This window comes from Acinetobacter calcoaceticus DSM 30006 = CIP 81.8, assembly GCF_000368965.1.
Lineage (GTDB): Bacteria > Pseudomonadota > Gammaproteobacteria > Pseudomonadales > Moraxellaceae > Acinetobacter > Acinetobacter calcoaceticus.
In genome coordinates this window covers 383,312-406,243 of record NZ_KB849780.1, presented here as the reverse complement: position 1 = coordinate 406,243, position 22,932 = coordinate 383,312, and the positions used below count along the sequence as shown (strand labels likewise).

The following is a 22,932-nucleotide window of genomic DNA, read 5'->3' as shown; positions in this document are numbered from 1 at the left end:
ATAAGCCCTGGAACTACTAAAAATTATTCCAACTTAATCCAAAACGGGCCAAATATTTTTTCACTCGATCACTATCGTTCGTTGTATTACGTTGTTGACGAGACACCGAAAAGAGTTGTCTTCCCACCTCTGCCATTGATTTTGAATTTTCACAAACTTTAAGTACCCCACGTAATTGAATCTGGTCAAATTCATCTATTTGCTCTAATTGCTCAGAACTCAAATAGTTCAATAGAATGTCTGCATCTCTATTTTCTTCATTGCAAAATGCGGTCTGAATAAGCCAAAGTTGCTTTAACCGTTGAATTTCTTTTTCTACAGTTTCACGGCGAATTAACTCACCTTGCGATAAAGTTGCTAAACGAGTCACGCTCGCGGCTAGATCTCTAAAATTTCCTTGCCATGATGCATCTGCTGATTTAGCAAATTTTAAATACATTTCTAAAGCATCACGTTGAAAACGTAATTGTCTTTGGTGAATTGCTGCAAAACGTTGTAGCTCAAAATCAATGTTGGGGGCAATATCTTCTATACGGTCTTTTAAATTTGGTAAAAAGAATGTCCATGTATTCAGACGGGCCCATAAATCTTCACGAAAACGACCTGCCTGAACTTCATTACGTAAATCACGGTTAGTACCCGCAATCAGCTGAAAATCTGCCTGAATTTCCTTATCACTTCCAACTGGAAAGAAGCTTTTGTCTTCAAGTGCTTTAAGAAGCATTGCCTGTTCATCAAGCCCTAACTCACCAATTTCATCTAAAAACAAAATGCCTTGGTCAGCACTTTTTAGTAGACCAGCACGAGAAGCAGCTGCTCCTGTGAATGCACCTTTTATATGACCAAATAAGGTCGACATCGCGCTATCACCGCGTAAAGTCGCACAGTTAACATCAATAAAACGACCGCTTAATTGAAATTTATCTTTCTTTAACTGAAAAATCTGTTTTGCCAAATGAGACTTACCAACACCTGTTGCACCCATAATTAAAATAGGCGCGCTAGAGCGGGTTGCAACTAATTCAACCTCCTCAATAAGCTGATTAAATGCTTTATTATGAGTAGAAATATTTGCTTTAAGTTGTTGCCAATTTTGCTTTTGTTCATCATCGAATCGCTGTTTTAAAACATCGTATCGAGATAAATCCAGATCAATAATTCTATATTCACCTTCTGAGGTCTTTTGTTGATTAGGTGAACTTTGAATAAGTTGAGCTGGCAAATAATGTGCATCTACCAATAAATACCAACAAATTTGGGCAACATGTGTTCCCGTAGTGATATGCAATAAATAGTTATTTTTTTCGACATCAAACGGATAGGTTTTTACAAAATCATAAAGTGCCCCATACACCTCTGCAAAATCCCAAGGATCTTTAATACTGACCTTATGTCCAGAAATCTGTGTTTGTGGAGAAATTTCTTTCGCGTCTGCTGCTATAGATTTAACTAAATTATGATGTTGCCGATCATGTAACAACACCAATTCATCTACAAGCAAATCTTCATGCATTAACAGGCTAATTGTAGGACGCCAACGCTGCCAGCGATCTGGCCTTCTTCCCTGATCAAGTGTAGAACCGACAAAGCCAATAACGACTGTTTTCTTTGCATCCGCCATAATTTCTATAAAATTTTATAAGTGTCTATAATATACAATACGCATTTGACTAAAAAATTCCAAGAATATGCTTCATTTTACTTTTTTAGGCACATCTTCAGGTGTACCCACCCTGACACGTAATGTCTCAGGATTAGCAGTTCGTAATAACAAGAATAAGGACTGGATTTTAATTGATGCAGGCGAAGGGACACAACACCGCATTCAACAAGCCAAACTTTCCTTACAAAACCTAGTTGCCATTTGTATTACACATGTTCACGGTGATCATTGTTATGGTCTAGTTGGTTTATTGGCAAGTGCAGGCATGAATGCCCGTAGCAAACCCTTAATCGTGATTGCACCGAAAGAAATTCAGCAATGGTTTGAAATCACTGCCCAACTTACAGATTTACATTTACCCTATTCACTACAATTTATTGATGTGAATGAAGCAACTCAGCCACAACAGATCACCGATGAATTCATTGTTCAAGCACACCCACTAAGCCATCGTGTTCCAAGTTTTGCTTTTAGCATTTATATCAAATCTATTCAGAAGAAGTTAGATACCCAAGCTCTAAATCAGCTTGGCGTACCTCAAGGCGATATGTGGGGCCATTTAAAACGAGGCTACAATGTTGAATTTGATGGAAAAAATTTAAAAGCTCAAGACTTTATCAAAGTTCAAAACCAGCAAATTCATGCAGTTATAGGTGGAGATAATGACCAACCTGAACTGTTAGCAGACGCTTGCAAAGATGCTCAACTACTTATTCACGAATCAACTTATTTGCAAACGGTTTTAGATAAGGTGGGCAAAGGTCCAATGCATAGTTCAGCAAAAATGGTGGCTGAATTTGCAGAACAGCAATCTCTGGGTAATTTAATTCTGACGCATTTTAGCCCTAGACATCAGGATAAAGCTGGACAGCACGCTATTGCTGAAGAAGTTCGCCAGTTTTATAAAGGTCATTTTTATTTAGCAAATGATTTTGATGATTTTACTTTAAACGAAGCTGGACAGCTTTTAAAAGTCGATAAAAATCGTAAAGCCCATTAATAATACATATCTAAAAAGATATTTAAATATATTTTTAGATATGTATTAGACATTAAAATCTCCAATAAAAATTAATCACACAGAGAAACCAATTATTTTTACATATTAATTTCAATAACTTAATTTAAAGTTAAGTGTTTTTTAAAAAAGTTGGCACACTCAGTGCAATAGTATAAAGCACACAACATCATTGGGATATTGTGAATAACACCTGCCTGCAAACGCTTGGCAGGCAGGCTTTGAAAGGAAAAAAAATGTCTGTCGTTGAAGAAATTAACCAACAAGCTCAGTTTGAACAAAAGCAGCAAGAACGTGCTTACCAAGTTCTGCAAAATGAAAAAAGTATGCCAGTCAAAATGTGGACCAAAGGCGTACTTGTTGACGACAACTCAAAACAACAATTATTGCAAACAGCTCAAATGCCTTTTATTTATAAATGGATGGCTGTAATGCCAGATGTACACTTCGGTTTAGGCGCAACTATTGGTAGTGTGATTCCAACCAAAGGGGCAATTATTCCTGCTGCTGTGGGTGTAGATATTGGTTGTGGAATGATGGCAACCCGTACAAGCTTAACTGCTTCAAATTTACCAGATAACTTACATGCTCTACGTACTGAACTTGAACGTTTAATTCCACATGGAATGACTAAACGCGGGCGAGATCGTGGTTCATGGGAAACTCCACCAGAAATGGTAGATCAAGCTTGGGCGGATTTGGTTGCAGATTTTGAATACATTTGTGCCAAACATCCACGTTTAAAAAACACCAATAACCGCAAGCATTTGGGAACTTTAGGTACAGGAAACCACTTTGTCGAAATCTGTTTAGATGAGCATGATCATGTTTGGGTTATGTTGCACTCAGGTTCTCGTGGTGTAGGAAATGCTATCGGTAATCATTTTATCGAACTTGCCCGTAAAGACATGCAGAAGCATTTCATTAATTTACCAAATAAAGATTTAGCATATTTAGTCGAAGGAACTGAACACTTTGATGATTACTGGTTTGCTGTAGGTTGGGCTCAGCGCTTTGCCATGAAGAACCGAGAAATCATGATGCAATCTGCAATTAAAGCCTTGGCTACGATTGTACCAAAGCCTTTTCAGGCACGTTTGGAAGCCGTGAACTGTCACCATAACTATGTGGAAAAGGAAGAACACTACGGTGAAGAAGTGATGGTCACCCGTAAAGGTGCTGTCCGTGCACGTCTAGGTGAATATGGAATTATTCCAGGTTCAATGGGTGCGAAATCATTTATTGTACGTGGACTTGGAAATCAGGAATCTTTCTGTTCATGTTCGCATGGTGCAGGCCGTGTTATGAGCCGTACTGAAGCAAAACGACGCTTTACTGTTGAAGATCAAATTGCACAAACTGAAGGTGTGGAATGCCGTAAAGATGCCGCTGTCATTGATGAAATTCCTTCTGCATATAAGCCTATTGAAGATGTAATGAAAGCTCAAAGTGATTTGGTTGAGGTGGTTTATACATTAAGACAAGTGGTGTGTGTTAAGGGTTAAATATGGAAAAAGGTTGTTTAAATATTCGAAGCTATAGAATCAGGGCAAATGAAGAAAAGCATCTGATTCTGCCTGAACAACCCTATTACATCCTTTTGGTTGTGGAAACCGATCAAATTCTGCCTAAATGGCGTAATTGGATCTGTGAGCAGATTGTCTATTCAAAACACTGTATTCAAGCAATGGTTACAGGATATGAGTGTTCTGTTTGGCATGATGTCCTAGATGAAACATATCTAGTTCTTTATAACTATCAACCACCAGCCGATCATTGCTTTATGACAACTTGGCATGAAGATGAAACTTTAGAAGACATTACTGAATGTGCAAAAATTACTATGCAATTAGAAGATATTTTGAACTTAGTGATTGTGCATATTGAATAAAAGGTAAATAAAATGAAACTCGCAGAAGCACTTTTACTTCGAAGCGATCAACAAAAAAAGCTTGCTTCGTTAAAACAACGAATTAATGCCAATGTCTTGGTACAAGATGGTGATGAGCCTAGTGAAGAACCTAATGAACTCATCAAACAGGTATTTGCTTTAACTCAGGAAAGTAATCAATTGATTTGTCGTATTCATCTAACCAATGCTCAAGCAAAACTAGAAGATGGCAAAGTATTGTTGTCCCTATTAAGCTTGCGCGATAGTTATGCTGAACAGCATAAGATTTTAATAGATGCGATTGCCAATACACATCGAGAACCTGATCGTTATAGCTCACGTGAAATTAAGTGGAAGAAAGTCATTCCTGTTTCTGGCTTACAAAAGCAGGCGGATGATATCAGTGCGAAACTCCGTGACTTAAACGTTAAAATTCAGGCTGCTAATTGGCAAATTGATCTAATCGATTAAACAATAGATTTTGTGAAATCCTTTTCACAATCAAAGTTTGGGCATACTGGGCGAGTACAAGATCCTGCGTTACTCCGATCTGAGGGATTGAAAATAATTCAGGCGGCTATGGCAGCATGTGAGCCGTGCATCGATATCACTTATCAGGCTCAGCACTATGCACCTAGCAAACCTTTGTCGAAAGCAAAGTCACTCGTTACTTCGCATTGCCATGTACTGACAGTATGTTCATTAAATTAGAAAATAAGGAAAATATAAGTGAATAAAGCTTTGGCAAATATGCCAACAACCATTCAAATTGATGGTTCACAAGGTGAAGGCGGTGGGCAGATTTTAAGAACTGCCCTTGCCCTTTCGATGATTACAGGTCAGGCATTTGAATTAATTAATATACGTGCGGGACGAAAAAAACCAGGCTTAATGCGTCAGCATTTGGTCTGTGTTCAAGCATCTCAACAAATTAGCCAAGCTTATGTTGAAGGTGCTGAATTACACAGCCAACGGTTATATTTCGCACCTCAATATGTTCAAAGTGGGAAATATCAATTTCAAATCGGTTCCGCAGGTAGTACAACACTGGTTTTACAAACTCTTCTACCTGTTTTTTTATTACAAAATGAAGTCTCTGAGCTTACTATTTCAGGTGGCACACATAACCCGCTTGCACCAACGGCGGATTTTATTGAACAATGCTTTTTAGCTGCTCTAACAAAAATTGGAATTCACGTCGATTTTAAATTAAACAAAGCGGGCTTCTTTCCCATTGGTGCAGGTGAAATTCAAGTTACGATTCAGCCGTGGCAACATCGCAACAAAATGAGTTTATTAGATCGTGGTACTTTGCAATGTACTGAGGCTTTTGCAGCCACCCTGAACCTTTCAGAAGAAGCGCAAATTGCACAACGAGAATTAGCAGCTTTAAATAAAAGACTGAAATTGGATACACAAAAGCAATTTCAGCTGAATGGAATCAGCCAAGGCAATACGGTATATGTCAAACTTGAACATAAGCATCATACCCAGCTATTTACCTCTTTAGGCGAAATGCGAAAAAGTGCAGAACAAATTGCCAATCATTTGGCTGAACAAGTTAAGCAATATATGGAAACTAATGCTGCTGTGGATGAGTATTTAGCAGATCAGTTGTTATTGCCTTTGGCCTTGGGTCAAGGTGGTGAGTTCACCGCACAATGTATTAGCGAGCATACGCGTACTCAAGCAGCTATGCTTGAAAAATTTATTGATTGTGAAATCGAATTTATCGAGTTAGGTACAAATCATTTTCATGTAAAGGTCAAAGTTTAAGAAGCTCACTAATGAGCTTCTTATTTCTAAAAAATTACTCTACAGATGCCAAAGCCGTCACCAACAACTTCCAGCAATTATCTACAGTATCAACTTTTACTCGCTCACCCGGTGCATGTGCACCTTGAATATCAGGTCCAAATGAAACCATCTGTAAATCTGGATAGTGCTCGGCAATAATCCCGCACTCTAGACCTGCATGAATCACTTTGAGATTGGGCTCAATGTTAAACGCCTTTTGATAGGCTTGCTGTAAGCACTTTAAAGCAGCCGAATCTGGATTTGGCGTCCACCCCGAAACCAACGGCGTGAGTGTAGAAGCGATATTAAATTGACTAAAATGTGCCTGAATTTTCTTAGCAAAATCGTCAGCTTCTTGGTTCACCATTGAACGAACCATTAAAACAGCTTTTCCACCCTCTCGATTTAATTTTACAATCCCAATATTATTTGAAGTCTCAACCACATCTGGAAGAGCTTGACTCATACTTGCAACGCCGTATGGGCTTGTTGCCAAAGCTTGCAACCATTCGTTTTGCTGCTGTTGAGCAATCACTCCCGTCACGTCAGCGCTATTCGGTTGAATAGTTAATTGTAGATTGTCATCAATACTTTGTAGCTGTTTTTTCCATGTCGTTTGATATTCAGTAAGTAATTTTTCTAGTTCAGGTAACTGACTAGGTGAAATTGCAATGGTTGCGACTGCTTCTCGAGGTAGTGCATTACGAGCTGAACCACCACTAAACTCGACAAGTCTTCCACCAAACTTTGCTAAATACTCATTTAAAAAGCGAGCTAAAATAACGTTGGCATTGCCACGTCCTAAATGAATATCTACACCAGAATGACCACCTTTGAGGCCTGCAACCTGAATGTTTACAATGGTCAAATTTTCAGGGATTTTTTCATAATTAAGTAGCTGTTCCATTTCAACATCAATACTACCAGCACATCCGAGATATAACTCACCCCACTCTTCTGTATCAATATTAAATAACCATTTACCTTTTAACACACCCGCTTGCAAAAGCCGCGCACCACTCATGCCCGCTTCTTCATCAACTGTTAAAAGAACTTCAATTGGTCCATGAGCAATATCATTTGAATCTAATACAGCTAAAGCTAGGGCTACCCCAATGCCATTATCAGCACCTAAAGTGGTGTCTTTGGCGATTAACCAGCCATTCTCAAGGACTGGGCAAATCGGGTCTTTAAAGAAATCATGTACAGTGCCAGTATTGGCTTGCGTGACCATATCTAAATGGCCTTGCAGAATGACTCCAGATACATGTTCTTTACCCGCAGTCGCATTCTTGCGGATAATCAAATTTCCTACTTCGTCTACGTAAGTTTCTAGATGCCGACTTTCAGCCCAGTTTTGCAAAAACTCGCGAAGTTGCTGTTCATGCTTTGATGGTCGAGGAATTGTGCAAAGTGTTTGAAAATGCTGCCAAACGACTTGAGGAGATAACGCTGCAATATCAACTTGTGTCATGAAAACCACACTCTAATTATGTAAATATCTTAATAATTTCAATATACACAACACATTAAAGATAGGTAGAGGTTTGAGTAAAGATTTTGTATTTTTATATTTAATTTAAATAGAAAGTACGACTTTTCTAAAAGTCGTACTTAATGAAAGAGTCTTAAGAAACGTTTTATTTAACTTTTCCATTCAAATGCGGAAAAACTTTGATCGGCTTTCAAACTATTTTCAACAGCCTGTGCAAGCTGACGAATAATGCTTTGTGTTTCAATTTTCTCAAACCAGTCTTGTTCTTCATCTGGGTTGGCAGAGATTTCACACATCAAATGCCCATCATGGTCTGTTTTTTGGCAAGTAATAGACAAGGGTAAAAGATGATTATCAATACTCACTTCTACTTTTTCATGTTCATGCACAATATGTTGTGCATCAAAACCATAATGCCCCAATTGTTTAAATAATAAAGCCGCTACATATTCTTGAGTGATATGGCATTCATTTGGTGGATGATCAAGCACCCCATGTTGTGGGCAACTGGCAATAAATTGTAATTTTTTCATCCTTTGTCCTAACACTATTATCATTATCTGCGCTTAGCATAAGCAATAAACAAACAGCAGCCAAGCCTTTAGCCCGCTGCTGCCGTTGCTATTGTGTTAGCAATTATAAAATGTGTTAGGTAAAAAGTTATTGGCTAACTTCGATCGTTAAGCCTGCACGATTCGCCAACTCAGTAAAAGTTGGGAAGCTTGTCGCAACTGTTTCAGTGCCCTGAATCGTAATCGGACCAGAATTACGAAGGCCTGCCATACTAAAGCTCATGGCAATACGGTGGTCATGGTGTGATTCAACTTCACCGCCAGTAAAAATTGGTGACCAATCGCCAGACTTACCCTTACCTTCAATAATGATGCCATCTTCAGTTGGTGTGCAGTCAATACCCATGATTTTTAAGCCATCTGCCATCACTTGAATGCGGTCAGACTCTTTCACACGAAGCTCTGCTGCGCCAGTTAATACGGTCTGTCCTTCTGCACAAGCTGCTGCAATAAATAATGCTGGGAATTCATCAATTGCTAAAGGCACTTGGTCTTCTGGCATATGAATGCCTTTAAGTGTACGCGAGCCTTTAATATGAATATCAGCAATAGGTTCACCACCAGCAATGCGCTCATTTTCAACAGTTAGGTCAGCACCCATCTGTTTTAAAATTTCAATTACACCAGTACGTGTTGGGTTAATCCCTACCGCTTCAAGCACAACGTCGGCGCCTTCAGTAATTGCAGCACCCACCATAAAGAAAGCAGCAGATGAAATATCCGATGGTACTTGAATGTCAGTACCCACTAATTTACCGCCACCAACAAGGGAAATTTTGTTGCCTTCAGTCTTAACATCATAACCAAATGCACGAAGCATGCGTTCAGTATGATCACGAGTTGGCTCTGGTTCAGTTACCGAAGTTTCGCCTTCAGCCCATAAGCCCGCAAGTAAAATACCAGACTTCACTTGAGCCGATGCCATAGGTAAATCGTATTGAATACCTTTTAATTGCTGAGCACCAGTAATACTTACAGGTGGTGTACCTTTTTCACCTGTAGTTTGAATTTGCGCCCCCATTAAACGCAATGGTTTAGCAATACGCTCCATTGGACGTTTAGAAAGTGAAGCATCACCTGTCATGACTGAATCAAATTTCTGTGCAGATAACATACCTGAAAGCAAACGCATACTTGTTCCAGAGTTACCCATATACAATGCACTTGCTGGTGCTTTTAAACCATGCATGCCTACACCGTGAATGGTCACTTCACCATTTTTAGGGCCTTCAATGCTTACACCCATATCACGGAATGCTTGCAAAGTTGCTAATGCATCTTCACCTTCAAGGAAGCCAGTTACATGAGTCGTGCCTTCGGCAATAGCACCAAACATAATGGAGCGATGTGACACAGATTTGTCACCCGGTACGGTAAATTTACCTTTAAAAGTTTTATTTCCCGGTAAGATACTGAATTGCTGTGTCACCTTATTTTTCTCCATTAAAGGTTTTTTGGCTAACATATGATTGAAATGCTGACGGGCTGCCTGAGCATGGCCAAGCAAACCCATTAATGCATGAGAGTCTTCATTTTCAATCAATTTTCTAAGTACAGTAAGCTGCTTTTCGAAGCCATCTACAGCATTTAATATAGCTGTTTTATTGGCAAAGAAAATGTCATGCCACATTTGGGGGTCACTAGCCGCAATTCGCGAAAAGTCACGAAAACCACCTGCTGCATAACGGAAAATATCAAGATTATCTTCACGATTCGCAAGTTGCTCGACCAGATTAAATGCCATTAAATGTGGTAGATGACTCGTATGTGCCAGCACTTCATCATGCTTGGCAACATCCATACAAATGACTTCAGCTTTTGCTGCCGACCAAAGTTGAATCAGTTTATCAACAGCCCATTCTGCACTTGTTGGTAACGGCGTTAAAATCACTTTATGATTTGCAAATAAGTCAACTTTGCCCGCGTGAACGCCTGTATGTTCACTACCCGCTATAGGATGCCCTGGCACAAAACCTTCTGGTAAATCTTCACCAAATACAGCTTTTGCTGCATCAACGACATTACCTTTTGTACTTCCCACATCGGTTAAAATTGTGGTTTCTGACAAATAAGGTTTAATTTGCTCAAGCACTTTTTGCGTAGCACGCACTGGCAAGGCTAAAACGACTAAATCTGCCCCTTTCACGGCTTCAACTGGATCAGAAAATCCTTCGTGTATTAAGCCAAGTGATTTTGCATCTTCTAAAGTTTTCTGTGAGCGTGTAGATGCCACAATAGTTGTCGCCAACTTTTCTGCAACAATAACACGAGCTAAACTCGACCCGATGAGTCCTAAACCAATAAATGCAACTTTTTTAAATAGGGGTTGTGACATAACTTCAACTTTGCTTTTGCTCAAAGATATTTAAATCATTGAGCAATTTGTTTTTAAGCATAATGACATGCTTATCTTAATGCATGTCATTATTCCAACATAAGTGATTACAGAACAGCAGCAGGATAAGAACCTAAAATACGAATCTCTTTCACCATTGGGCGAATATCATTAATCGCAGCAGCAACATTCTCTTGTTCGATATGACCTTCTAAATCGATAAAGAATACATATGCCCACTTTTCAGGTAATCCTGGACGAGTCTCAATACTTGTTAAGCTAATATTATGTTTTGCAAATGGCGCTAAAATTTCTAATAAAGCACCCGCACGATCATGCGCTGAAATCAATAATGAGGTTTTATCATTGCCACTTTGTGGAATTTTTTCACGGCCGATCACTAAGAAACGTGTTGTATTTTCCGGATTATCTTCAATATTGCTATGTAAGATTTCAAGGTTATACATGCCTGCTGCAATATCAGATGCAATCGCTGCCGAATGCCATTCATTACGAATACGACGTGCAGCTTCTGCATTTGAGTTTAAAGCAACGCGCTCAACACCCGGATAATGTGCATCTAACCATTGGCGACATTGAGCCAAAGTTTGTTGATGCGCATAAATCTGCTTAATACTGTCTTTACGTGTATTTTCAGAAACAAGGAATTGATGATGAATACGTAATTCAACTTCACCAATCACGTTTAAATTCGATGTTTTAAAGCAATCTAAAGTATGGTTTACAACACCTTCAGATGAGTTTTCAACTGGAACTACACCGTAATGTGCACTACCTGCTTCTACTTCACGGAAGACTTCATCAATTGTTGGAAGTGGGCGTACAACCGCATCTTTACCAAAATGCTTAAGTACAGCAGATTGAGTAAAAGTACCTTCTGGCCCTAAAAATGCAATACTTTGCGGCGCTTCTAAAGCAAGGCAAGCAGACATAATTTCACGGAACAAACGCGCCATGGTTACATCAGACAAAGGACCTTGATTGCGCTCCATGACTTTACGTAAGACTTGTGCTTCACGTTCAGGACGATAAAACAAAGGATTCTCTTCGGAAGCAAATTTAGCTTTCGCAACTGCTTCAGCAAGGCTTGCGCGTCGATTTAATAATTCTTGAATCTGTTGATCCACGCTATCAATATCTTCGCGAATTTGTTCTAAACTAAGAGAAGTCGTTTTGTTTTGATCATCGTTGATCATTGGAATGCAGCCTCAGCAAAATCATCTTTTAAACGAGAGTATAACAATAGTCTGCTTTGATTTGTTAGGCAATATGGCTGTATTGGCTTTTTTCATTAAACCATCTTGATCGGATTCCTCAGATCGCTTTATTTGATAATGATTTTCATTTATCATTTGCATAATAAATTTTATTCTTGTTTATTATGCATAACTCATTTTTCTTTTTATCTTGCAGTTTTCTTTTGAGCTCATTAGTAAGTGGCTCTGTTTTGGCTCAAACTTCTACACAAAATCAATCAAAAATCGTTTTTCAAAACAATCAAGCACAATTTCAAATTAACTCTAAAAATACAGGCCATGATTATCTTATTCAAATTTATAAACCACCCATTGCCCCACCCCAACATGGTTATCCCGTACTTTATATATTAGACGGAAATGCAACCTTTCCAAGTGCAGTCAATATTGCTCAATCTATTGGGGCAGGTTCTACAAAATTAGGTCTAGACCCGCTCATGATCGTCGCGGTCGGTTACCCTAAACAAAAAACTTTTGATGTACAAAAACGTGCTTATGACTACACCCCTAAACCTTCTGCTGAATTTCAGGCTCAAGGTAAATATAAATATGGTGGTGCTGATCAGTTTATTGCATTTTTAAATAACGAACTCAAACCTGAAATTGCAAAACAGTTTCCAATTAATAGCCAGCAGCAAAGTATTTATGGCCACTCATTTGGAGGGTTATTTGTGCTTTATCAATTTTTTCAAAAACCTGAAGCATTTCAACGTTACATCGCAGCCAGCCCTTCCCTCTGGTTTGATCAAGGCATGCTATTTCAAAAATTAACCTATTGGCAGAGTCAAAAACAAATTAATTCTCCTATGCTTTTGACTACAGTCGGCACCCATGAGCAAGGCGGACCTCGTACTCAATCTGCTCATAACTTTAACGAGAAAGATTTCTTTAAAGCTTTGGAAAACCGCCGCTCAGCCCAATTTGTTTATTGGCATTTTTACAATCCTGCTGAACAACATATTACCAATTTGTATGCGAGTTTGCCGAAAGCACTTATGTTTGCCGCATGCCAAAATTTAGAAAACTGCAAATCTTTATTTGATGAGCCTACAGAGCAAACAACTGAATAAAACCCACTTAAATTTTAAGAGGAGCATTCACTCCTCTTAAAGACAAAGCTCTTAATCGAGAGAATTAGTTATACTGTCTGAAGATGTCATAACAACAGTAAAATAGAATGAATAAAATTATTGTTTTAGGTCTACTGAGTTTAATTAGTGTCAGTCTAACGGCTTGTGGCGGCTGTCCCCTAATTGCAGGATGCAATGGTACTGATCCGTCCCCGTACTATATAACTACTGCCAGCAATCAAGTTCGTGGTATTCCAATCCCACCCCAAACCAAGCTGACCTACCAGTCGCAACATTTCAGGCAGAAATTTGAACAAACACATGCTTTAAAAGAGAAAAATTTATCAGGCATCTCTTTACCAACTGATACAGCAATCATTTGGGGTGGAATGCCAGTAAACATGTTTATACAGTTTTATAATCCCGAAATGAAAGGATTTTCAGTCTATCCTGCACAAGGATTTAAAACAGAGTTATCAAATGATTTTTTACGTCTATGGAAAAGCTGTGAAAGTGATTTAGACATTACTTTAAAGGATCCAAATGACTGGTCATTTAATCCTAAAAATATGAAAATAAGAGGTTGTAGTATCAATATCCAAGAACGTAGTGCATACACCGAAGACTCATTTCGTCAAGATGAAGCCGATGAGTTTTTAAAAAAGATGAATCATGCATTACAGCAATTACCGAAACAACAAAACTACCCTGTCATTCAACAGAAGACCAAATAGTTAAAAACAAAACAGCCTGTTCTAGAACAGGCTGTTTTTACTCTGCTTAATTAGGCTTTGCCAATTAATCCACGCGCTACGATTTCTTTCATAATTTCATTTGTACCACCGTAAATACGCTGAATACGAGCATCTACAAAGAAACGTGAAATTGGATATTCGGTCATATAGCCATAACCACCAAAAAGCTGAAGCAAGTTATCTGCAACTTTCATTTGCATATCGCTACTGAAACTTTTCAATGCTGCAGCCGTTTCTACATCTAGTTTACCTTCTTGATATAGAGCAATATTTCTTTCATAAAAAGCCGCTGTAGCAAGTTCATCAATTTTCGCTTGCGCCAAAACAAAACGCGTATTTTGGAATTGTGAAATGGGTTGACCAAATGCTTGGCGTTCTTTTACATAAGCCGTTGTCAAATCAATTGCACCGCGGATTGCACCAATTGCAGTGGATGCAATTGCAGTACGTTCACGTGGTAATTCTTGCATTAAATAAGCAAAACCTTGCCCAGCTTGACCAAGTAACTGGTTTTTAGGCACTTTCACATTGTCAAAAAACAGCTCAGATGTGTCTTGAGAATGCAGGCCGATTTTGTCGAGGTTTGTGCCTTTTTTGAAGCCTTCTAAGTGAGTATCTGCTAATAATAAAGATACGCCTTTAGCACGGGCTTGAGGATCAGTTTTTACTGCGAGCACAACAAGATCGGCATGTTGGCCATTTGAAATAAATGTTTTTGAACCATTTAACACATAATGATCGTCTTGCAAGATGGCGCTAGTACGCATTGATTGTAAATCTGAACCTGCTCCTGGTTCAGTCATACCAATTGCACCAACGACTTCACCTGTTACCATTTTCGGTAACCAGTATTGTTTTTGCTCTTCTGTCCCGATGTGTAAAATATAGGGTGCAGCAATTTCAGAGTGGCAAGAAATGGCTGTTGATAATGCACAAAAACCGGCACGTGCAGATTCTTCAACTAACATTAATGAATAGTATGTCGGAACCCCATAACCACCGTATTCTTCAGGGACATCCACACATAAATAGCCATTTTCGCCCAATTGGTTCCAAACAGAACGAGGCATAATGCCTTCACGTTCCCATTGGTCGTAGTGTGGTGCAATATGCTCACCCATAAAACGCTTAAAATTATCACGGAATAATTCTAAATCTGCATCGTATGCCAACATAATATTTTCCTTCAGCTTTATTGTTTTATCGAATCTCGTTGTTGTGCATGCTAATCATTTTTCAAGCAACTGTCATGGCATAGCTGCTCATTAAAACTGTACTTTTCAGTCAGCCAATAAAAAAGGAAGCCATAGCTTCCTTTTTTATATAGGTTTATTCCAATTAATCTAGACCTTCAGCGACTTGAGGAGTTTTTTGCTCCATCATTTTTCTGTCGACTTCATCTGGATTGTTTAAAGCTTCATTCAGCTTATCTTTATCTAAAGCACCCACCCATTTAGCAACCACAATCGTTGCTAAAGAGTTACCGACAAGGTTAGTTAAAGCACGTGCTTCTGACATGAAACGGTCAATACCTAAGATTAATGCCAAGCCTGCAACTGGAATATGTCCAACAGCAGACAAAGTTGCTGCCATAACAATAAAACCTGAGCCAGTTACACCTGCCGCCCCCTTAGATGAAATTAAGAGTACTAATAACAAAGTGATCTGATGCTGGACATCAAGCTGTGTATTTGTGGCCTGAGCAATAAAGATCGCAGCCATGGTCAAATAGATTGACGTTCCATCAAGGTTAAATGAATAACCTGTTGGAATAACTAAACCGACTACAGATTTTTCACAACCTGCAATTTCGAGTTTACGCAACATACGCGGCAAAACAGATTCAGAAGAAGATGTACCAAGTACAATTAATAACTCTTCACGAATCAGGCGAATCATCTTGAGGATACTAAATCCACTAATACGGCTGATTGTACCCAAGATCAAAAAGATAAAGAGTAAACACGTAATATAGAAGCAGATAATGAGTTGCCCTAATTGTACGAGTGAACCAACACCATATTTACCAATGGTGAATGCCATTGCGCCAAATGCGCCAATCGGTGCCAGTTTCATGACCATGTTCACAATGTTAAAGAACACATGTGCAACTTGATCAATAAATTTTAAAACTGGACGTCCTGCATCACCTAGTTTATGTAAAGCAAAACCAAAGAGAATTGCAAAAAGAAGGACTTGTAAGATTTCACCATTTGCAAATGCACCAACCACCGTATCAGGGATGATGTGCATTAAGAAATCAATGGTAGATTGTGACTCACCAGAACTGACGTATTTTTGAATGCCCGAAGTATCAAGAGTAGTAGGGTCAACATTCATCCCTACACCCGGTTTAGCGATGTTAATTACAACAAGGCCAATTAGAAGTGCAATTGTTGAAACAACTTCAAAGTATAACAACGCAACGCCGCCAGTTTTTCCGACTGACTTCATGCTTTCCATGCCAGCAATACCGCTCACCACGGTACAGAAAATAACTGGAGCGATGATCATCTTGATCAAACGAATAAAGGCATCACCTAATGGCTTGAGTTTTTCACCTAAACCTGGAATATGCTGTTCGACACCATTGACAATTTGCGTTGAGCTTGGGGAAAAATGCCCTACCAAGATACCCGCAATAATCGCAATAATCACTTGAAAATAAAGTGATTTATAAATCGGTTTTTTAGCCATAACTTTACTTCAATCTATATTTCCAAGTCCGTTGGAAATACCAAAATGAAACGTCTATTCTTTACGAATACACAGCCCTAACCTTTCACATGAACACCGCAAAAGGGAAACGGTTCTTTGTAAACAAAAAACCTTCCTACTACCTCAATGAAAACAAAAAAGCTGTTTTCTAAAACAGGAGAATACCTGAAGTTCCTAACTACTTTGAGTAGTTAGAAATAACCTCTTACTTTTTCAATAAAAAGCTGAAGATATAGGAGAATCACAGAAAATTATGATATGAGTGCTCAAAAAAGCACGAGAAAGTGTACTCGAATTAAACAATGATTCGATTAAATTTCTGGCTAATACGTGCAAAAAACACTCATGTGGCCCTAAGACTTTAGTATAAGAAACACTTTTGATATTTTTTCGACAGTTTTTTATGTCATATTGATTAAATACTTGTGGACATTTCATTTTGAGCTGCCTGCATCCCATCATTTTTATTGTTTTTGAACTACGATGAATACTAAACGTAATATCTATAAAGATGCTGAACACCCCTTCGCTCAATATGTCCGTATTTTAGGTAAGGGAAAAAGTGGTTCACGTTCCTTAAGCTATGAAGAAGCGTATCAGGCATTTACCATGATTTTAAAAGGTGAAGTGCTTGATGTGCAGTTAGGCGCTTTTTTAATGCTGCTTCGGGTTAAAGAAGAATCTATTGATGAACTCGCAGGATTTGTTCAAGCGACTAGAGACCAGCTTAATTTTCAGCCATTAGAAGTTGATTTAGACTGGTCATCTTATGCAGGTAAACGTAAACATTATCCTTGGTTCTTGTTAGCGGCCCTCACCCTTGCTCAACACGGTTATAAAATTGTTATGCACGGTGCTTCAGGCCACACGCTTAACCGCGTCTATACCGAGCAGGTTTTAGAATATCTTGGTTATCAAATTTGTCATTCTGAACAAGAAGTGCGTACACAATTAGCAGAGCAAAATTTTGCCTACTTACCTTTAGACGTGATTTCACCTGTTTTAAGTGAACTGATTTCTTTAAGAAATGTGATGGGATTGCGCTCGCCTATTCATACTTTAGCCCGCTTAATAAATCCTTTTAATGCAAAAGCCACCTTACAAGCTATATTCCATCCAGCTTATAGAACTTCCCATCAACATAGTGCACTGCGCTTAGGCTATCAAAATAGTGCAGTCATTAAGGGTGAAGGCGGTGAATTTGAGCGAAATCCAGATGCAAAAACACTCATTTGTGGTATTAAAAATGGTGAACTCTATGAACATGAGTTACCAAAGCTCACACCTGAACGTAGTCCAACTGAAGAAGAGTTAGATTTAGCAACTTTTAAAGCAGTATGGTTAGGTCAGCAGCACCATGAATACGGTGAAATGGCAGTAACAGAAACCATCGGAATCGCGTTATATACCATGGGAGTTGTTACTAGTTTTGAAGAGGCAATGCTGAAAGCAAAAGCGTTATGGAATAGTCGTTTCTAATATATGAATGACCAAGGTTATATCGGATAGCCTTGGTTTTAAGGTTCAATATAATAAAAATCTGGCCAAAATGGATATTCCTGACCTGAAGAATGAATATTTCTTAGTTTCAAGTGATCACCTATTTTGATTGTAATCTTATTAGAATCGTAGGAACCCGAAAGATAAGCATCTCGTTGTTGACCAATAAGTGTCTTACAATATAAATGATGCGCTTTGATCTTTTGGGAGCTTCGTATTGTTTGCGACTCCAGCACCTGAATCCCAATCAATAACATGGGATAACCGTCGTTCTTTATACTTGTATATTTAGCTTGAGGTGAAGTGTATTTCCGACTCGCAACAACCTTCACGTTGAGTAAACATTCAATCGGTTGTTTGGCGAATGCAGCACCACTAAACAATATTAGAAATAATAGTACGTAAATAGGTTTTAAACGTTTCATAGGATTCTTTATTATATTTTGATAAACATAAAAAAAGCCCAGTAATCACTGAGCTTCTTAAATTAAACAAAACGAATTGGCTTAAATTCTGGCTCATGCTTGTGATGATCATCATCACACTCTTCACCTTCCTCTTTCGTACCACGGTCAATATAGCCGCTACGCTGTTCTTCTGGTAAGTTTTTCAACTCCCAAGCGATAACAGCTTGCATACAAGTCTCACGCTGCTCTTTTGTTAAAACAACGCCATTTGGCCATTTACCAATTTCTACTGCTGTTTTTAAACGCTCTACAATTTCAGGGTTTAAAACAGATAGCATTTGTTCAATATTCATGATTCATCTCTTTGAAAAGATTCAAAATCTTGGTTCCAACCAAGTTTGGTACGGCAGGCCATATAGAAATCATAACCTGGTGGATGCAATAAACTTAGTTTAAATGGATGTTTGCGGATGTGTAAACTATCTCCAACATTCAGCGATATGCTATGTTGTCCATCAGCACTCACCATCGGTAACACCCGATTTTCGCGAATAACGATTTTAATTTCACTCTGACCACCGACTACGATGGGACGTGATGACAATGTATGGGGATGCATTGGAACTAATGCAATCGCATCCATACTTGGATGTAAAATTGGTCCACCACCTGACAACGCATAAGCCGTTGATCCAGTTGGAGTAGAAACAATTAAACCATCACTATGCTGACGATAAACATATTGACCATCAATGTTGAGTTCAAAGTCAATCATATGGACGGACTTACCCGAATGCAAAACGACATCATTTAAAGCGATTGCATCATAAATAACTTCGCCATTTGTTCGTACTTCCATTTCAAGTAAGAAACGGCGATCAAGCTGGAAATGACCTTGAAGCACTTGGTCAAGTTTAAAAATCGCTTCTGAAGGTTTGATATCAGTTAAAAAACCTAATCGCCCACGGTTAATGCCAATAACAGGGGTATTATAACGGACCAATGCTCTTGCTGCATGGAGTAGAGAACCATCGCCTCCAACCACAATAACTAAATCAGCAACTTCACCTAATAGATGACGGCTTACTATCTGTGCATGATCATAAGGCACTAATTCGGCTGTTTCCTGATCAAAAATGGGGTTCAAACCTAAGTTCAATAAATGATCATGAATTAAACATAGTGTTTCTACAACTGATGATTTATCTGGTCGACCGATTAACCCGACGTTTCTGAAGGACTTATGTGAAATTTGCACGAATGAGTAAGCTCCGCTGCGATACTCGCATATAATAACATTAACCCGATTAATTTAAAAAAACATAACTACAAGATGCTGTAAAATTCAATCTAAGTTTTCCAATTATTCACAGTTTTATCATTGCAAATTGATGACAAGCTATCGCATCATTGCAGGCATTGTTAGGGTTTTATCTCATTTTTATGAAGTTTGAACGTGGTATCGGTTTCTTTGCACTAATCTTTTCCATTTTGGTCATTGGTGCTTTTATTGCTCTTAGTATCTATCTGATTCGTTTAGATAATATTATCCGTGAAAAATTTGAAGGACAGCGGTGGGATATTCCTGCCAAAGTGTTTGCACGACCTTTGGAAATTTATAACAACGCGCCTATTTCTCAAGCAAATTTCACTCAAGAATTAAAGCTATTGGGTTACAAAACTTCAAGTAATTATGACAAGTCTGGAAGCTATGTTGCTCAAGGCAGCAATATGTATATCCACACACGTGGTTTTGACTACGGTGACAGCGTTGAACCAGAACAAGTCTTAGAGTTAAGTTTTGCAAATGATCAAGTTGTTGAAGTTAGAAGTACTAAACCGTCTTCAACCGGCGTTGCACGCTTAGAACCGCTACTCATTGGAGGAATTTATCCTCAACACAATGAAGACCGTGTACTCATTAAACTGAATAATGTCCCTAAACCACTCATTGAAGCTTTAATTTCTACAGAAGACCGCAATTTTTATCATCATCATGGTATTTCAATTCGCGGTACAGCTCGTGCATTGGTCAGTAATGTTACTGGTGGAAAACGTCAAGGTGGCTCAACCCTGACTCAACAATTAGTTAAAAACTTCTATCTCACCCCTGAACGCACACTAAAACGTAAAGTCAATGAAGCATTAATGGCTTTACTCATCGAACTGCATTACAGCAAAGATGAAATTTTAGAAGCGTATTTAAATGAAGTGAATCTGGGCCAAAATGGTAGCTATTCAATTAATGGTTATGGTTTGGCTTCACAATTTTATTTCGGCCTGCCGCTACGTGAACTCAGTGTTGCACAACAAGCTTATTTAGTTGGACTCGTTCAAGGCCCTTCTTTATATAACCCTTGGAAAAACCCTGAAGGTGCAAAAAAACGCCGCGATACTGTGTTAAATAATATGCGTGTGATGGGTTATTTAACTCAAGCTGAATATGAAGATGAAATTGCACGTCCTTTAAATGTGTTAAGTAAACCAAGTTTAGGGCCTGCAAAATTCCCAGACTTTTTAGATATTGTACGTCGTCAATTACGTACAGAGTATCAAGAAAGTGATTTAACCAATCAGGGATTACGTATTTTTACGACCTTAGATCCAATTACTCAAACTCAAGTCCAAAATGCTTTTAAAGCTTCAGTAGACCGTTTAGCTAACAGTAATCCAGCGCGTTTGAAAAACTTACAAGGGGCTGTACTGATTGCACATCCTGAAAATGGCGAGTTAGTTGCAGCCGTTGGTTCTACACAAGACTTTACTGGTTTTAACCGTGCTTTAGATGCGAAACGTCAAGTCGGTTCTTTATTGAAACCTGTGATTTATTTAAGTGCTATTGAATCTGGACGTTATAACTGGGCAAGCCAAATTGAAGATGCACCAATCAGTGTTCCTGTAGACGGTGGTAAAAGCTGGACACCTAAAAACTATAGTGGCGGTGGACATGGTGTAGTCAGTCTGAGTGAAGCATTAGCAAATTCATATAACTTATCTGCTGTACGCATGGGTCAAGAGTTTGGTTTATCTACTTTTACTAATAATTTAAGAAAATTTGGTGTTGAATCAACGATTCCTGCCTACCCTTCTATTTTCCTTGGGGCAGTCAATATGTCACCAATGGAAGTACTTGGAATTTATGAAAACTTCGCTACAGGCGGTTTTAAATATCCAACTCGTGCGATTCGATCTGTCGTAGACGCGAATGGTCGTCTGCTTGACCGTTATGGCCTTAATGTTCAACAAACGATTGATCCTTCTGTCGGCTATATCATGAATTATGGCCTACAACAGGTGATGTCTTCAGGTACTGGTCGTGCAGCTTATAGCAGCTTATCTCCAGCTTTAAAATTGGCAGGTAAATCAGGTACGACTAACGATACACGTGATTCATGGTTTGCAGGTTACTCAGGTAATCACGTTGCTGTAGTTTGGTTAGGTTTAGATGACAACAAAGTAACAGGATTAACAGGTTCATCTGGTGCATTGCCAGTATGGATTAATGTGATGAAGCAATTACGTCAAACTCCTGTGAATATACGTCAACCAGACACTGTACAGTGGCAGTGGATTGATCGTGCAACGGGTGATTTATCTGCTCAGGCTTGTGATGGTGCTATGTATATTCCGATGCTAACGCATACAGTTCCGCACCGTGCTACGCCATGTGGAGCACCGTATTATCAAGTTGATCCAACATATACGCCACAAAGTGATAACACAACGCCCGACGCTCAAGATGATAATACCGACAGTTATATTCGTGAAAGTGAAAGCCAGATGCAACAAGATCTGTCAAATAACACACGAGTCATTTCAAGTGGTAGTTATAACAACTAAGCGTTAACAGGAAAGTAGGATATGTTGAAGAAAGGTGTTTTTTATATTGGTGCTGTACTTATGGTCGGCTGTACAACTTTGCCTGATCAATCTGGCTCCAAAGACAAAGCACCTGCTCCACCAGCGAAAAAGAGCACGGAAACTCCATCGGGTGTAAAAATTACGCCTTATGATCATCCGGAAATTCACCGCAAGAACTTGCAGGTTATTGTTCCTCAGCAGAAAAAGCCGCAACGCTTTAATGATGATGGAAGCCAATTACCTGCATTTAAAGTCTTAATGCAGAAAACCCAACAGGCATACAAAAATCAGCAATGGTCAGAAGCTGAACGCTATGCACTCCAAGCACAGCGTTTAGCACCACAAGCCGCAGAAACATATCTATTCCTTGCCCTTACGGCAAATCATAAACAGCAATATTCTAATGCCGAGTCTCTAGCACGACGTGGTTTAAGTTTTGCTCAAAGTCAGGCCATGAAAAAGCAACTTTGGTTGACCATCTTAAAAGCTGGACAACAACGCAATAATCAAAAAACTGTTCAAGAAGCGCAACAAGCATTAAAAGCTCTCTAGCTTTTAATGCTTTTCTATTTT

General features: G+C 38.8%; 20 protein-coding genes. 10 read left to right on the top strand and 10 right to left on the bottom strand.

The window, feature by feature from the left end; translation table 11 throughout:
* Positions 1–16 precede the first annotated feature (16 nt).
* On the bottom strand, positions 17–1,621 hold the full coding sequence (gene rtcR / locus F936_RS06815) for an RNA repair transcriptional activator RtcR (RefSeq protein ID WP_005046122.1): 1,605 nt from the start codon (positions 1,619–1,621) through the stop codon (positions 17–19).
* A 67-nt stretch (positions 1,622–1,688) separates the two neighbouring features.
* Between rtcR and F936_RS06810 the strand changes: the two genes are divergently transcribed.
* From F936_RS06810 to rtcA, 5 genes are all read left to right on the top strand, one after another.
* The gene (locus F936_RS06810) at positions 1,689–2,663 is read left to right on the top strand and encodes a ribonuclease Z (RefSeq protein WP_005046119.1); all 975 of its coding nucleotides are present in this window, start codon (positions 1,689–1,691) and stop codon (positions 2,661–2,663) included.
* Positions 2,664–2,917: 254 nt separating this feature from the next.
* The gene (locus tag F936_RS06805; RefSeq protein ID WP_005046118.1) at positions 2,918–4,186 is read left to right on the top strand and encodes an RtcB family protein; all 1,269 of its coding nucleotides are present in this window, start codon (positions 2,918–2,920) and stop codon (positions 4,184–4,186) included.
* Positions 4,187–4,188: 2 nt separating this feature from the next.
* On the top strand, positions 4,189–4,572 hold the full coding sequence (locus F936_RS06800; RefSeq protein ID WP_005046116.1) for a DUF7684 family protein: 384 nt from the start codon (positions 4,189–4,191) through the stop codon (positions 4,570–4,572).
* 12 nt (positions 4,573–4,584) lie between these two features.
* Entirely contained in the window at positions 4,585–5,043 is a 459-nt protein-coding gene (locus tag F936_RS06795) for a DIP1984 family protein (protein ID WP_005046114.1), read from the top strand.
* Positions 5,044–5,301: 258 nt separating this feature from the next.
* The gene (rtcA, locus tag F936_RS06790; protein WP_005046112.1) at positions 5,302–6,348 is read left to right on the top strand and encodes an RNA 3'-terminal phosphate cyclase; all 1,047 of its coding nucleotides are present in this window, start codon (positions 5,302–5,304) and stop codon (positions 6,346–6,348) included.
* Between the two features lie 34 nt (positions 6,349–6,382).
* Here rtcA and F936_RS06785 read toward each other — a convergent pair whose 3' ends face one another.
* The 4 genes from F936_RS06785 to pheA form a co-directional block, all read right to left on the bottom strand.
* A complete protein-coding gene (locus F936_RS06785; RefSeq protein WP_005046111.1) occupies positions 6,383–7,843 on the bottom strand; it encodes an aminoacyl-histidine dipeptidase in 1,461 nt (486 codons plus the stop codon).
* 170 nt (positions 7,844–8,013) lie between these two features.
* Complete coding sequence (locus tag F936_RS06780; protein WP_005046110.1) at positions 8,014–8,397, bottom strand: hypothetical protein; 384 nt, start codon at positions 8,395–8,397, stop codon at positions 8,014–8,016.
* 127 nt (positions 8,398–8,524) lie between these two features.
* Positions 8,525–10,771 carry a bifunctional prephenate dehydrogenase/3-phosphoshikimate 1-carboxyvinyltransferase gene (locus F936_RS06775; protein WP_005046109.1) on the bottom strand — a complete coding sequence of 749 codons (2,247 nt, stop codon included), beginning with the start codon at positions 10,769–10,771 and terminating at the stop codon, positions 8,525–8,527.
* Between the two features lie 107 nt (positions 10,772–10,878).
* Entirely contained in the window at positions 10,879–11,988 is a 1,110-nt protein-coding gene (gene pheA / locus F936_RS06770) for a prephenate dehydratase (RefSeq protein WP_005046108.1), read from the bottom strand.
* Positions 11,989–12,173: 185 nt separating this feature from the next.
* On the opposite strand from pheA, the gene F936_RS06765 reads away from it, so the two are divergent.
* A complete protein-coding gene (locus F936_RS06765; RefSeq protein ID WP_005046107.1) occupies positions 12,174–13,118 on the top strand; it encodes an alpha/beta hydrolase in 945 nt (314 codons plus the stop codon).
* 107 nt (positions 13,119–13,225) lie between these two features.
* Positions 13,226–13,852: a hypothetical protein gene (locus F936_RS06760; protein WP_005046105.1), complete on the top strand. Its 627-nt coding sequence runs from the start codon at positions 13,226–13,228 to the stop codon at positions 13,850–13,852.
* A gap of 50 nt (positions 13,853–13,902) precedes the next feature.
* On the opposite strand, the gene F936_RS06755 is transcribed toward F936_RS06760, so the two are convergent.
* Positions 13,903–15,048 carry an acyl-CoA dehydrogenase family protein gene (locus F936_RS06755; protein ID WP_003650697.1) on the bottom strand — a complete coding sequence of 382 codons (1,146 nt, stop codon included), beginning with the start codon at positions 15,046–15,048 and terminating at the stop codon, positions 13,903–13,905.
* A gap of 163 nt (positions 15,049–15,211) precedes the next feature.
* Positions 15,212–16,570: a dicarboxylate/amino acid:cation symporter gene (locus F936_RS06750; protein ID WP_003650695.1), complete on the bottom strand. Its 1,359-nt coding sequence runs from the start codon at positions 16,568–16,570 to the stop codon at positions 15,212–15,214.
* A 504-nt stretch (positions 16,571–17,074) separates the two neighbouring features.
* Here F936_RS06750 and F936_RS06745 point away from each other — a divergent pair.
* Positions 17,075–18,070 carry a glycosyl transferase family protein gene (locus F936_RS06745; protein WP_005046102.1) on the top strand — a complete coding sequence of 332 codons (996 nt, stop codon included), beginning with the start codon at positions 17,075–17,077 and terminating at the stop codon, positions 18,068–18,070.
* Between the two features lie 38 nt (positions 18,071–18,108).
* Here F936_RS06745 and F936_RS06740 read toward each other — a convergent pair whose 3' ends face one another.
* The 3 genes from F936_RS06740 to F936_RS06730 all read right to left on the bottom strand — a co-directional run bounded on the left by F936_RS06740 (position 18,109) and on the right by F936_RS06730 (position 19,756).
* The gene (locus F936_RS06740) at positions 18,109–18,516 is read right to left on the bottom strand and encodes a hypothetical protein (RefSeq protein ID WP_005046099.1); all 408 of its coding nucleotides are present in this window, start codon (positions 18,514–18,516) and stop codon (positions 18,109–18,111) included.
* Positions 18,517–18,578: 62 nt separating this feature from the next.
* Complete coding sequence (locus tag F936_RS06735) at positions 18,579–18,851, bottom strand: YeaC family protein (RefSeq protein ID WP_004643467.1); 273 nt, start codon at positions 18,849–18,851, stop codon at positions 18,579–18,581.
* Positions 18,848–19,756, bottom strand: coding sequence for an NAD(+) kinase (locus F936_RS06730; protein ID WP_003650688.1), 909 nt, complete (start codon positions 19,754–19,756; stop codon positions 18,848–18,850). Before F936_RS06730 ends, F936_RS06735 begins: the two co-directional genes overlap by 4 nt.
* Positions 19,757–19,941: 185 nt before the next feature.
* On the opposite strand from F936_RS06730, the gene mrcB reads away from it, so the two are divergent.
* Together mrcB and F936_RS06720 are read left to right on the top strand one after the other, a co-directional pair.
* Complete coding sequence (gene mrcB, locus F936_RS06725; RefSeq protein ID WP_005046096.1) at positions 19,942–22,338, top strand: penicillin-binding protein 1B; 2,397 nt, start codon at positions 19,942–19,944, stop codon at positions 22,336–22,338.
* Positions 22,339–22,359: 21 nt separating this feature from the next.
* Positions 22,360–22,911, top strand: a complete 552-nt coding sequence (locus tag F936_RS06720) for a tetratricopeptide repeat protein (RefSeq protein ID WP_003650683.1) — start codon at positions 22,360–22,362, stop codon at positions 22,909–22,911.
* Positions 22,912–22,932: the final 21 nt, after the last annotated feature.